The sequence below is a fragment of the Brevibacterium picturae genome (genome assembly GCF_900105045.1).
GTDB classification, from domain to species: Bacteria; Actinomycetota; Actinomycetes; order Actinomycetales; family Brevibacteriaceae; genus Brevibacterium; species Brevibacterium picturae.
This window is the reverse complement of sequence record NZ_LT629739.1, coordinates 1,555,733-1,568,518: the sequence shown is the minus strand read 5'-3', so window position 1 is coordinate 1,568,518 and position 12,786 is coordinate 1,555,733. Positions and strand designations below refer to the sequence as shown.

The following is a 12,786-nucleotide window of genomic DNA, read 5'->3' as shown; positions in this document are numbered from 1 at the left end:
GGGCATAGCCCCTTCACTAAGGGAAGTCGGCTAGCAGCGATCGGGAGTCTTCTCGGTGCACTCGAAGAACTCTCGCGGCCAGCCGATATGGCGGATAGGCATCTGTTCGCCTGGCCTATTCGCCGCACGGCGTTGCGCGCGTTCGGTAAGAAGAGAGCCCAGCCGCTCTTGAGATGCTTTGAGCATCCCCGATATCAAGTATTAGTCGCAACGCGAGCCGTTGCCGCACTCGGAGTGATCGCCGCGCCATCGCGTTCTAGGATCCGCGCGGCATCCTCATGTGTGCTCACCGCCCTCCTGTTGGCGAAGAGCTACAGAGGAAATTACGGTTCCGACGGGTCCGACCAAATGTCGATGATAGTGCACACAACTTCTGCCGTCGCGCAGCTCCCTGGCATTTCGCCAGCGCAGCGCACTGCCCTTGAAAGCTTTGTCACCTTCCAAAGTGTCCTGTCGTACTTCGTTGCCGGTAGCGCGAAGGTCCTGTCCACGAGCTGGCGTGACGGCTCAGCCATCGACGGCATATTTCGCACTCAAACCTACGGGGATGAATGGCTATACCGGTTTGTTTCAGCACGTCCGTGGGCGAAGAAGACCCTAGCCTGGTCGGTTACCTTAGCGGAGACAGCATTTCCCCTGGTGCTCGTCCTTCCGCATGGACCTCGGCAGTGCCTCATACTTCTGGCAGCGGGATTCCACGTTGGCAACGCAAGATTTATGGGGCTGAACAGGTTCTTCTGGGCATTTCTCGGTACCTATCCTCTCGTTGTTAGCACTGCGCGAAAGATCAAGGCTATCGACCGTGGAAACAAGGAGTGAGCCATGCGGAGTATGAGGACGAGTTCAGACGGTCGAAGGCTGGTCAGTCCATCGGACGGTTCCGCACCTGGGCATTTCTGCAACGCACAGGAGTTGCAGATACATGTTTGCCGTCATGATGCTGGTAATGGACGTGGCCCATGGGCGGTACTCGAATCTGCGCTGGGGTGTCCCGCGACAGCGTGGGTCCTTGTGCAGAGAGCCCTCGCTGAGCGGGGCATATCATCCCTGGCCTATGACCGTCCAGGGATTGGGTTCTCCGGCGGACGCAGGCCAGACAAAGCGGTGAAACACGCGAGTCGTCTGGCATCGGTTCTCGCTGCGGAAAATATAGGAGAAGCGGTCTTCGTCGGGCACTCGGTCGGAGGACTACTAGTGCGTTCCCACGCTGCACAGCATCCCGAACTCGTCAGCGGCCTGGTGTTGATTGACTCGAGCCATCCGAATCAGCAGATGCGCTCGGTTCGTCAGCGCGAAGTAATGTACCGTTTAGAAGCTCGAATGTTGCGAATGTTGCGAAACCCACCACCGCTGAACGAAACCCCCGCAGAGTACGCCCCATTGACCGAGCCATATGCCAGCCTTACACACCACCGGGGGAATTCTCCAGCTGGCATTCGCGGAAGCAAGGCAGAGCTACGAATGTGGCGAGGAAGCTGGGCCAAGGAAGCAGGTAAATCCACGGACTTCGGTGATCTGCCCTTAGCAGTTGTCACCGCGGGGTTGACGGCAGAGAACGATCCTGCCCACATGGTGCTGCAGACCGAACTGTCGCAGTTATCCGACAAGGGGCACCACTTGGTAGTGGAGGGTGCCTCTCACCAGGGGCTCATCATGGAACCCGAGTACGCGGAGCTAGCCTCTTCTGCCATTGCTGGGGTGGTTGCCGAGGCCACATTCACCACGAGAAAGGTTGGGCAACAGTCTTGAAAACTAGGACGAGTTCGATCGTTGGGACCGGCGCGATGACGCTTCCGCTTGTCGCGTGGGCAGGCTTTACTGTCGCTGCCCAGTTCAATATTGGCCGTAATCTACTCCGAAAGATTGATCCTACAGGGCTACTGATACCAGATTGGAGATTCTTCGCGCCTCATCCGGCTGAGCATGAATACCGCCTTCTATACAGAGACATGGGCGGGGACGAGGCACTGACTTCGTGGCAGGAGATTGACCTGAGTATGAGGCGGTCAGCCCTGCACCTTGTGTGGGCACCGCACCGACGGTTGGAGAAGGCATTGTTTGACGCCACGAGCGAACTCTTGAGTGTCACGGAAAGCACTGACGATCTCAACATCATCAAACTCAGCACATCGTATCTAGCACTGCTCAACGTTGTGACCTATCAAAGCCAGCACGAAGCAGGAACGGACCGTGTTCAGTTCCTCATCATGCGTGCGGCTGAATACGAGGCTTCCGTGATTCCCGACCCGGTTTTTCTATCCGATTTTCACCGACTGAGGGAGAATGTATGAGTGCAATAGACGCGTCCACCGGAGTCTACGGAGATGAGCTTATCGACGTATACGACCTCCTCTATGCGAACCTACCGGACGTGCATCAGCTGCCGCCCTTCCTCGCTGAAATAGTCCCCAGCGCAAAGAATGTGCTCGAGTTCGGCATCGGGACGGGGCGCCTGGCTGCTCCTTTGGCTCGGGCCGGGTACGAAGTCAGTGGGATTGAGAGTTCGGCCAAGATGCTCGATATTCTGAAAGAGAGAACGAATCATCTGAGTGTGACTGGCCACCGCGGTGACTTCCGAGGAGCCGTGGTTGACGGGCGATATGACATAGTACTGATCGCGACGAATACCCTTTTCATGCTCTCGGGAATAGACGAACAGGGCAAAGCACTTGCCCAGGCTGCTACTCAACTTCAGCCGGGCGGTCGACTAGTGGTTGAGACCTACGACCCTTTCATTTACCAACGTCAGACAGAGCCCAGCTCTCTGACGATACCTCTCGATGCCACGACACTGCTGACCAGTACGACAATAGTGAATCGACTTGAAAACCGTGTGACTGTACTACGCTCTGTTACCTCGCCCAACAAGGTAAAGTCATTTCCAGAAGAGAGCTACTGGCTCGCTCCGCGGGAGCTCACGCTCGTCGCAGAAAGGGCAGGTCTTTTCCTCGTGTCTCGGTACGCCGATTTCGCGCAGTCCCCTGTCGCCGAACACACGACATCCCTTGTTTCGGTGTTTCGCCGGGCAGACGATCCAGGGACGCAACAAGAGAGATGAAAAAGCTAGCTGTAATAGGGCCCTTGTCGCGACCTTCTGTGATTGCCGGGGCAGCTTCAGCGGCCAAAGATATGAGCATCGACTTGATCATGGTCAACAAGGCTCAGCGCATTCCCGCGGACTGCGCAGCTCTTTTAATCGATGTCGACGAATGCCCGCAGGCTCTCGAGGAGCTTGAGATACCCAAACAGGTGAACCTGCCGCCGGTGATCCTAGCAGCCAGGCGTCTTGAGAGCGTTCCCGATGCCATGACCAGGATAGCGGCGGCGGTTATCTGTTCGCCATTGGACTATTCGGAGCTGCTGAGCGCAATTCACGCGGTGAGGGAACCGAGAACGTATATCGCTCGAAATCACATTGCACGGAACTTGGCCACGGCCAAAGGTATTGCGTCGCTAACCGAGCGTGAGCTTGAAGTGCTGCTATTGATTGCTCAGGGATGCTCCGACACTATGATTGCACGACGCCTTTACGTCGAAGTGTCGACAATCCACTCACATACCCGTCATCTACGGGCGAAACTTGGAGCCAATAACCGGACTCATGCAGTCGCCCTGGCCGGTCAATACGGCCTCTTGCAGGCGTCTGGACTCTGGTAGCTCGCACGGTTCGTTCGTCTACGAATGCGCGCCATTTCCGAACAGGGCATGTTCGGCGAGTCGTTGCGGTGTCCGAGGCATCCGGAAAAGTGTGTGGGCTACACTCGCCCTTCCGTTCCTTTGATCGACCATGACTGAACACCCGGCATCGCGGGTTTGACCATTGTGGAAGAGTACGCCGCCACGGAGCACGAACCACCCTGGGGACGGTGGCATGGACGAGGTGTCCTCTGCATATCTGAGGAGGTCGTCTCCTCGTGACCAGAGGCCGCCGGCTGACGCGTAAACGCCACGACCCAACTGCCAAGGTCTACGCGAAATACCCATTGTCGTGGGGTAAGAACCGAGCGGTGGACATGTGGTCAATGACGGATATCTGGATGCTGGCAGCAGATGCGTGCGAACGAGTTCAAACCATGACCGTCCTGTCGCTTCTTCCAAAGCTAGCCCCAACAAGGCGTATCCGAGGTTGGAATAGTTGAACTTGCCGGAAATTTCCTCATTCACCGTGATCCGTGGAGCGATCTCGCTCAGAAATCGAGTACGGTCGCAACCTGTGCTCGGATCCCGAACCAGCCCCGTGGGGGCTCCTGCATGCATTGGCGGCAGTCCCGCGCGATGCAGGGTGAGTTCTTGCAAACTTGTGTGTTCAAGGCTGGGTATCGGGAGTAAATCTGCGACAGAGGTGCGCAGGTCAAGTACGCCGTCAATCGACAATACCTTCAGCAACCCTGCAGTTACTGTCTTGGTGACCGATCCCCATTCAAGGTGAGCATCCGCAGAGTATGCGCGGTGCTGAACCTTCACATCTCGACGGCCATGTTCGTATAGACCGACGAACGCACGGCGGGTGGATGGGACGCGAGAGTTCATATTATGTCTACTTAATCAGCTGCGGGTTGGGACTTCGGCGTGTCTGACAGGCTGAGTCCAGGAAGGTTGCTGACAGGCCTGAGGCGAAAAGGGCTAGGAGAGACTCGAATTCGGCCCGTAGTTCTCCTTCAACTGTCAGTTGAGACTGCCTCAGTCAGGACAAGCGATCAGAAGATGAAGATCGAGGATACGCGACCGCAACAGTCAGTGCGGGTGCTTCACAGTGCGCAGTGCTCGCCCGAACCATCTACCGGTCGACTTCCCGAATGCAACTCGGTGAAACGAGGTTTATCCGATCGGTCGAATCGTTGTTGTCGCGAAACATAGTAGCTCCTGAACTCGCAGTTTCTGATAAGGCGTAGGTTTACTCGGTTGTATATCAAGGCTAGGGACGGCAAAACTACCTACACAATCCCGATTTTTCTGGATATTTCGACTCGGGTCACAATCCGTTCCGGTAGGAGCGCGGAACCACGGGTATGACATTCGGACTTCAAATGGATGACTCACCATCCTTACGCATCAGTCCCAGTCTTCCTATGGTGGAGTTACCAGGATCCATGAAAGGGAAGGAGCACGTCATGAAAGTTCGAACCACTGGGCTGATGATTTCAATGCTATTGGCTGCCGGCGTCGTTGTGCTGGTCGCGATAGAAGGACTTCGAACTGGTCGACTTACAACGGATAATTCAATGTTCAACAGTGCTGTCACCTCGAGTACTGGTGATTCGTTCTTGCTTCCCACTGCGGTTCTCGACAACGCGTGGTGGGTGCTAGTGCCGTTGATCGCATGGATCACGATCAGTGCGCTCCTGGTAGGAAGAGCCCAGCGGAGCAAACGGACAGCGAAATAATCTGGGTGCCCCGTTTGGATACATTTCGGTCACCCGCAAGGACGCGTTCTCCATTGATGGAGTCCTTGCGGGTGACCAAGATGTCGAGGCCGTAGACCGTGACCTCCGGAATTCGTTCTGAGACGCTGAGCTCCCGAACTAACCCAATGGTCGATCTCTCAGGCTCAGAGCAGAACACCCACCTCGCGCTTCTTCGCATGTCAGCGGATCAAGCTACGTCCCCCTGAACGCGGGTGTGAAGTGTGACAGGTCGACTCGAGCTTCGTCGGATGAGCACGGCCTCACGGGGGCTCGCGGGGGAGGGATGCCGCAGCGACTACCGTGTTGGGAGGCGCCCCGGGGAATTACTGCACACTTTCCACCTCGTCGACCATGCCGAGCTGCTTGCGCCTCCAGATCTCCGTGTCCTTGATCTGGTTGAACGTGTAGATGTGGAGTCCGGTCACGCCCAGGGCCGGGTTATCCAGGACAGGTGCGAGTTTGTCGAGGAACTTCCGAGGGTTGTACCCGCCGGGCTTGGCCATCCGGGTGAAGGTGGCCGTGTTCTTGCGCAGGAACCGCGTGGATTCGCCGACCCCGATCTTCGATGCGACCCGGGCCAGCTTCGCCAGCTCCACTTTGCCTGCGATGCCGAGGACGAGTGGCAGATCGATGCCGCGCGCTCGCACCCTGGCCAGCCAGGTGGCGATGGTTCCGGGGTCGAAGCACAGATTCGATACGAGGTGGGTGGCGTAGTCGCGTTTGTCCCACATCGCCTGGATGGTGACGTCATCGGGGATGAGTGGGTGAGTCTCCGGGTAGGCGCTGACGCCGAGGTGCTGGATCGGTGCGGCCATGCTCGCGAGGTCGATGATGAGGTCGAGTGCACCCGCATAGCCGCCGGCCGGAGGCGTGGCGTCGCCGGCGGGGACGAAGATCCGATCGATGCCGGCCTGCGTCAGACGGTCGACGATCTCCTCCAGCTCGCTTCTGCCCTGGACCATCCGTGCCGCAATATGGGGCACCGCATGGAAGCCGAGCGCCTGCAGCTGTTCGGCGGTGGACAGGGTCGCTTCGAGGGTCAGCCCGGTCGAGGCGGTCACAGTGATCACACGGCCGGGTGCGACGTACTCGTGGACACGGTCGACGACACCCGCGGTGGGAAGGATTTCATAGCGCGCGGATTTCAGCAGCGTGGTCAGAACTTCCTGTGACATCCCATGCTCCTTTGAGAGGATCCCTGGAAAGTGGCCGACGGCTGATGAATCTGGATGGAAACCCTTGCTTCCGTCGACACTTCAATTCTACACTGATTGTACCCATCATATGGGAATCGAGTTCTACAATGTAGAACCTTTTAGCAGGGGGAACACCATGGACAACAACGTCCCATCAGTGAACCAAAGCGACAGACAAGTCCCGATCAACCTTCGCCAATCAGGCCCCACGCCTGTCGAGATGCTCATTGACACCAGGGTGCGAAAGTCCCCGTACTGGGAGCTGACTATGCAGGAGGGGTGCTGGCGAGCCTCGATCTACAACCGCATGTACCACCCGCGTGGCTACGTATCTCGCGAAGATGGCGGGATGATGGCCGAGTACCAGTCTCTCGTCAACGACGTGACCTTGTGGAACGTCGCCGTGGAACGGCAGATCCAGGTCAAAGGGCCCGACGCCGAGGCGTTCGTGAACTATGTCATCACCCGTGACGCGACCAAGATTCCAGTCATGCGCGCCCGTTACGTGATCCTCTGCAATGAAGCCGGAGGCATTCTCAACGACCCGATCCTGCTGCGAGTGGCGATCGATGAATTCTGGTTCAGCCTCTCCGACACCGACCTCATGCTCTGGCTGCAGGGCGTCAACGTCGGCAAGGGCTTCGACGTCACCATTGCCGAGATCGATGTCTCGCCGGTGCAGGTCCAAGGACCGAAATCCGTCGACGTCATCGCCGACCTCGTCGGTGAGGAGGGACGCACGCTGCCCAGCTATGGACTCATGGAAGCCCAGGTCGGCGGGCACGACGTCATCATCTCCCAGACCGGGTTCACAGGGGAGAAAGGCTACGAGATCTACCTCAAGGACTCAACGAAGTACGCCGAGGACATGTGGAATGCCGTGCTCGCAGCCGGCATTCCCTACAACCTCAAGGTCGTTGCTCCCAGCCACCACCGCAGGATCGCCGCGGGCATCCTCTCGTGGGGCCAGGACATGGACTTCGAGACCTACCCCTTCCAGGTCAACCTCGCCTACCAGGTGCCGAGGAAGAAGGAAGCCGACTACATCGGCAAGGCGAAACTCGAGGCGGTTCGTGAGCAGATCGCTGCCGGCACCGCACCGTTTAGGACTCAGCTCGTGGGCCTGCTGGTCGGTGGAAAGCCGATCACGGACTACGCTCCCGACTTCTGGCTGGTCAGCGCCACATCCGGTGGCGACCCGGTCGGGTACGTGACGTCGCCCTGGTACTCACCGGAGCTCGAAGCCAATATCGCGATGGCACATGTGCCGGTCGAGGGCAGTGCACTGGGAACCGAGTACTGGGTTCAGCTTCCCGAACCCTTCGCCGACACCCCAGGTGAGCCCGTCCGCGCAGAGGTGGTGGAGATGCCGTTCCGAGCGAGCGTCAACCCCAACCAGCGCGAACGCCTGAAGATGAACGGCCTCGACGCCGCCGTCTGATCCGCGGTGGGCTTCTGCCTAGCGGCGGGACTCCGCCGCGTGGTGTCATCCCCCGATCCGAGCGCGGTCACTGCGCGACATGCCAGTGGCCGCGCTCGCCTCTGCCCCTTCGCCCTTCAACTGTGCACCCCGCACCCGTAGCTCCATTTTCTACCCGCACCATTACTTCTTACCCGCAGCCTCAATGACAACCGGTGGTTTTACACGCGGCACCGGCAGCGCCAATTCATACATGTGCACGGGGGTGATTTGCTGCTCGTGGTGAGGGGTAGCCCACCAGCACGGGCGGCGCAGCGTCAATCCGATCAGCACAGCCCTCAATCACAGCCCTCGAGCAAAGAAGTGCGGCTACCGGAGATGTCTCCGATAGCCGCACTCTCACGAAGCGAGAACTGTTCGCTGTTGCTCTTCAGCCGCTCTTTGGCGGGCTGATTCTCATCACGTCACTTCTTGCGCAGGGACTTCACCTTGGCGAGGAGTTCGGTCTCTGCGTTCGGTCCGGCTTTGATGCCGGTGGGCAGGCGGAACATGAAGAAGATTCCGACTGCGAGCCAGAGGCCGAACATGGCCCAGGACTGCCATGCCAGCTGTGCAGACCAAGTGGTGATCGGCAGGTAGAGGACGAAGAGGGCCAGGGTGAGCACCGCCGAGATGACGCCGATGATCATGCCGCCGTTGCTCTTGCCGCCGACGCGCAGCGGACGGTCCATCGCCGGTTCGCGCTTGCGCAGGATGAGGAATCCGATGCTGACGAGGAAGTAGGCGATGACGATGGCGGGTGAGCCGGCATCGACAATCCAGCCCAGTGCCGCTGAGCCGAGGAACGGAGCCAACGCAGAGAGAATGCCGATGAAGATGATCGCGTTGACAGGAGTGCGGTAGCGCGGATGCAGCTTGCCGAACCAGGCGGGGATCATCCCGGCGACGGCCATAGCCCACATCAGGCGGGAGGACCCCATGAGGAACGCATTCCACGAGGTGATGATGCCGGCCAGGCCACCGGCGATGACGAGCTTGCCCCAGAACGCAGAGTGGAACATCGCGGCCAGAGCATCCGCAGTGACGAGGTCGTGGGTGGCGAGTTCCGAAGCAGGCATCGCTAGGGAGGTCATCCAAATGATGATGATGTAGAACGCGATCGCCATGAGGACTGAGATGACGACGAGCTTGCCGATCTTCGCCGGTGGCAGTTTGATCTCTTCTGCCGACTGCGGAATCACGTCGAAGCCGACGAACAGGAAGGGCACGACGGCCACGACTGCGATGAAGCCGGCGCCACCACCGGTGAAGAGTGGCTCGGCATTGGCGACCTCGCCCCCGACCAGGCCACCGGTCAGCAGCAGGAAAGCGACGATGATGAGGAACGAGACCACGAATGTCTGGACCAGAGAGGCGAGCTTGACGCCGCGGATGTTGATCCAGGAGATGATGATTGCGGTGACAGTGCCGACGAGAGCCCAGGTGAGGTACACGTCGAAGTCGGCGACGGTCCACAGCTTGAAATGTTCGAGGTTTGGGAACAGGTAGAGAGCGGTCTTCGGCACCGCGACCGCTTCGAACATGACGACGCTGATGTAGCCGCCGGTGATCGCCCACGAGCCAAACAGAGAGACACGAGGACCCATCGCCCGGATGAGGTAATTGTGCTCACCACCGGCGTGCGGCATGGCAGCAACCAGCTCGGAGTAGACCGTGCCGACGAAGCACATGATGACACCGCCGACGACGAAGGCAAGGATGGCACCCAAGGTTCCGGCACCGCTGAGCCACTCACCGGTGAGGACGACCCAGCCGAAGCCGATCATCGCTCCGAACCCGATGAACAGGGCATCGACCGTTCCGAGTGCCTTGACGAAGCCGTGGCCCCGGTCGTCGATTTCCGTATTCTGCTGCGTCATTGCGTGCCTCTCGTGTCCCCGCTATTACAGTTCTGCACAGTAGCAGTAAAACCGAAAGTTCCGTGCCAGTAACCTTCGAACGGATGCAACGGCCGTTTCAGAGCCCCCAGGAACCGCCCTCAGTCGCCGAGGTCACCTTGCCAAAAAATAGTTTATGTATCTCTCTTGAAACTCCAGATTCCGGTTCACTACGCTGGCACAGCCCCCGCTTCACCACCCAGCACCACCCAGCACATCGGCACTCCCCGGCCGTGGACCATCGCCAATCACTCAGGAGAGACTGTGCCCACATGCACTGCCCGATCCCCACGACCCGCAGTCCACGAGCAGCACTCGGAGATGCTCCAGGCTACGTTCGTCCCTGCCGAACACGGCTTTGCCTGGTGGGGGCCACCGAACACCGCCACGTGGATTGCTGACCTGGGTTTGCCTCGCGGACGCAGTGTCTGCCTGCGATTGGCCCAGCCATCCGGAAGCGGAATCGCCGTTGACGATGTTGACGTCCACATCACCGATCTGCTCACCACAGTCGATGCTCTGCAGTCACTGGTTAGGTCGGAGGCCCTGGCTCCCTCGGCTCGCTCGTGGAGTGAGCTCAGCGCACATCCTGATGCACTGACCACGTTGCCGCTCGCGGCGCATGCAGTCGTCAACGAAGCAGAGACTGCGATGATGACGGCAGAGGCTTCGATTCGACGGTTCCGGCAGGCATTGAGTACGGGGTCCATCTTGCAGGACCGAGGGTTCACAGCCCGTCTTCGGCCCTATCAGGCGCACGGGATCGCGTGGCTGCGCGAACACGCCGGCGCTGGAACCGGTGCCCTCCTCGCGGACGAAATGGGGCTGGGCAAGACTGTTCAGGCCATCGGCCTGCTTGCCGCACGTGGTTCGGAGCTGCCGCACCTGGTGGTGTGCCCGACCTCGTTGGTCAACAACTGGCGCAGAGAGTTCGAGCGATTCGCACCGCAACTCCCCGTGCGCACTTTTCACGGTCCAACCCGACGGCTGCCGGCCGACCTTCTTCCCGGCGAGGTCGTCCTCACCAGCTACACACTGTTGCGCTCCGACGAAGATCTCTCGGCTCGAGCCTGGGACATCGTCGTCTTCGACGAAGCACAGAATCTCAAAAACCCCGGAACCAAAGTGACTCGCACAGCGAAGAGTCTGCAAACTCACGCCAGAATCATGCTGACCGGAACGCCGGTGGAGAACAGTCTGGAGGAGCTGTGGTCGATCTTGTCCATCGCGGACCCGACGATCCTGGGGCCTCGAAAGCGTTTCAGGCAGCGCTTCGTCAATCCCATACAGAATGGACGGTCGACGCGCGCCGCGAACGCGTTGACAGAGCTGATTGCACCTCATCTGCTCAGGCGGACGAAATCTGCCGTGATCGATGAATTGCCGCCGAAGGTGAACACGACGCTCACCTGCACGCTGACTCCAGAACAGATCGCACTCTATTCCGCGGCGGTCGACGATGCCTTTGACCACGGCTTCGGCTCCGGATTTGAGAGGAACGGTCGCGTGCTGACACTGCTCACCGCGCTCAAGCAGATCTGCAACCACCCCGCGCAGTACGAGGCTCGTGCGGTGACAAAGGGAAAGGGGCGAATGGCTCTGGCCGCCACAGCTCGAGATACCACCGGCGATGAGACCAATGACGTAACCAGCGACGGAACCAGCGGCGGAACCAGTGACGTAACCGAAGGCTCCTACTTCGGCCGATCAGGAAAATTTGATCGCGCCTGCGAAGTGCTCTCCGAAATCGTTGCGAACGGTGAGCGAGCAATCGTCTTCACCCAGTACCGGGCGATGGGAGACCTGCTGTCAGCAGGCATCGCCGACTACTTGGGCAGCGGCCCGGTACCGTTTCTCCACGGCGGAATGCCGATTGCGCGACGCGACAAGCTCGTGCACCGCTTCCAGACGGATGACGAGGCACCCCCGATTCTCATCCTCAGCCTGCGAGCGGCAGGCACCGGACTCAACCTGACCCGAGCATCACACGTTCTCCACTTCGACCGGTGGTGGAATCCCGCAGTCGAGGAGCAAGCCACCGCCCGCGCTCATCGCATCGGCCAGCACCGCGTACTCAATGTCCATACCCTCATCGCCGCCGGAACGATCGAAGACCACATCGATGCGCTGCATCGGAAGAAGCAGGGGCTTTCCGAACTCGTCACCGGGGACTCGGAGCAAGCACTTGCGACACTCCCCGATGAACAGCTGTGGGATCTCTTCGCCCTGGATGGAAAGGATCTGAGCTGATGGCGAGCATCGATTTCGGCGCAACCATGTGGGGCCGAAGCTGGCTGCGTGTCGTGGAACCGATCAGCGGCACACCTAGCCCACAGCTGCCCCGCGCCAGACGAATGGCCCGTGATCTCGATGTTTCGGTGGGAGAAGCGCCCGGGACGATCTCCGCCGAGGTGGTCGAACGAGGATTGACGCTTCCCGTCGAGATCACAGTTCCCACGTGGACCAAAGGTGCGGGTGAAACGGCTGGGGAACTGCTGCGTGTCCACGGTGGAGGTGCTGTCGGGGGTGAGCTGTCACGGGAGCTGTTCGATGACCTTGTGAAAAGAGACGTGAGTGTTTCGGTTCCGCTCGACCAACTGGAATTCCGGTGTCACTGCAGGTCACGAGCCACGCACTGCGTACACGTTCTCGCGTGCATCTATGCGGCGGTGCTCGCGATCGACGAGCGACCGATGATCGCCTATGAGCTGCGCTCGTCCCAAACGATGGATACGGGCAGACTCGACGCCGACTGGGTCAGGCTCGAGGCACTGAGTTCGGTCGGCTTCTACGGCTAGGCTGACACAGGTCTGCCCCCACCGATCGGT

The 12,786-nt window shown here is 59.5% G+C and carries 10 protein-coding genes; 7 read left to right on the top strand and 3 right to left on the bottom strand.

Annotated features, from left to right (window positions below):
• The first annotated feature begins 822 nt into the window (after positions 1–822).
• The 4 genes from BLT92_RS07355 (at position 823) to BLT92_RS07340 (ending at position 3,657) form a co-directional block, all read left to right on the top strand.
• Complete coding sequence (locus BLT92_RS07355) at positions 823–1,749, top strand: alpha/beta hydrolase (RefSeq protein WP_092104458.1); 927 nt, start codon at positions 823–825, stop codon at positions 1,747–1,749.
• A 35-nt stretch (positions 1,750–1,784) separates the two neighbouring features.
• Positions 1,785–2,291, top strand: a complete 507-nt coding sequence (locus BLT92_RS07350; protein WP_157691375.1) for a hypothetical protein — start codon at positions 1,785–1,787, stop codon at positions 2,289–2,291.
• Positions 2,288–3,058 (top strand): class I SAM-dependent methyltransferase, encoded by a 771-nt coding sequence (locus BLT92_RS07345; protein WP_092104454.1) that lies wholly within the window; start codon positions 2,288–2,290, stop codon positions 3,056–3,058. The genes BLT92_RS07350 and BLT92_RS07345 overlap by 4 nt, the downstream gene beginning before the upstream one ends.
• 71 nt (positions 3,059–3,129) lie before the next feature.
• Complete coding sequence (locus BLT92_RS07340; RefSeq protein WP_157691374.1) at positions 3,130–3,657, top strand: helix-turn-helix transcriptional regulator; 528 nt, start codon at positions 3,130–3,132, stop codon at positions 3,655–3,657.
• 18 nt (positions 3,658–3,675) lie between these two features.
• Here the strand turns inward: BLT92_RS07340 and BLT92_RS21220 are convergent, their stop codons facing one another.
• Together BLT92_RS21220 and BLT92_RS07325 are read right to left on the bottom strand one after the other, a co-directional pair.
• Positions 3,676–4,530 (bottom strand): serine hydrolase, encoded by an 855-nt coding sequence (locus tag BLT92_RS21220; RefSeq protein ID WP_092104450.1) that lies wholly within the window; start codon positions 4,528–4,530, stop codon positions 3,676–3,678.
• 1,198 nt (positions 4,531–5,728) lie between these two features.
• Positions 5,729–6,580: a methylenetetrahydrofolate reductase gene (locus BLT92_RS07325; protein WP_092104446.1), complete on the bottom strand. Its 852-nt coding sequence runs from the start codon at positions 6,578–6,580 to the stop codon at positions 5,729–5,731.
• 241 nt (positions 6,581–6,821) lie between these two features.
• Here BLT92_RS07325 and BLT92_RS07320 point away from each other — a divergent pair, with 241 nt between their 5' ends.
• A complete protein-coding gene (locus BLT92_RS07320) occupies positions 6,822–8,042 on the top strand; it encodes a glycine cleavage T C-terminal barrel domain-containing protein (RefSeq protein ID WP_197679685.1) in 1,221 nt (406 codons plus the stop codon).
• Between the two features lie 443 nt (positions 8,043–8,485).
• Here the strand turns inward: BLT92_RS07320 and BLT92_RS07315 are convergent, their stop codons facing one another.
• Positions 8,486–9,940: an APC family permease gene (locus BLT92_RS07315; RefSeq protein WP_092104443.1), complete on the bottom strand. Its 1,455-nt coding sequence runs from the start codon at positions 9,938–9,940 to the stop codon at positions 8,486–8,488.
• A 282-nt stretch (positions 9,941–10,222) separates the two neighbouring features.
• Between BLT92_RS07315 and BLT92_RS07310 the strand changes: the two genes are divergently transcribed.
• The gene (locus BLT92_RS07310; RefSeq protein WP_157691372.1) at positions 10,223–12,208 is read left to right on the top strand and encodes a DEAD/DEAH box helicase; all 1,986 of its coding nucleotides are present in this window, start codon (positions 10,223–10,225) and stop codon (positions 12,206–12,208) included.
• Positions 12,208–12,756 carry a hypothetical protein gene (locus BLT92_RS07305; protein ID WP_092104440.1) on the top strand — a complete coding sequence of 183 codons (549 nt, stop codon included), beginning with the start codon at positions 12,208–12,210 and terminating at the stop codon, positions 12,754–12,756. The genes BLT92_RS07310 and BLT92_RS07305 overlap by 1 nt, the downstream gene beginning before the upstream one ends.
• Positions 12,757–12,786 lie beyond the last annotated feature (30 nt).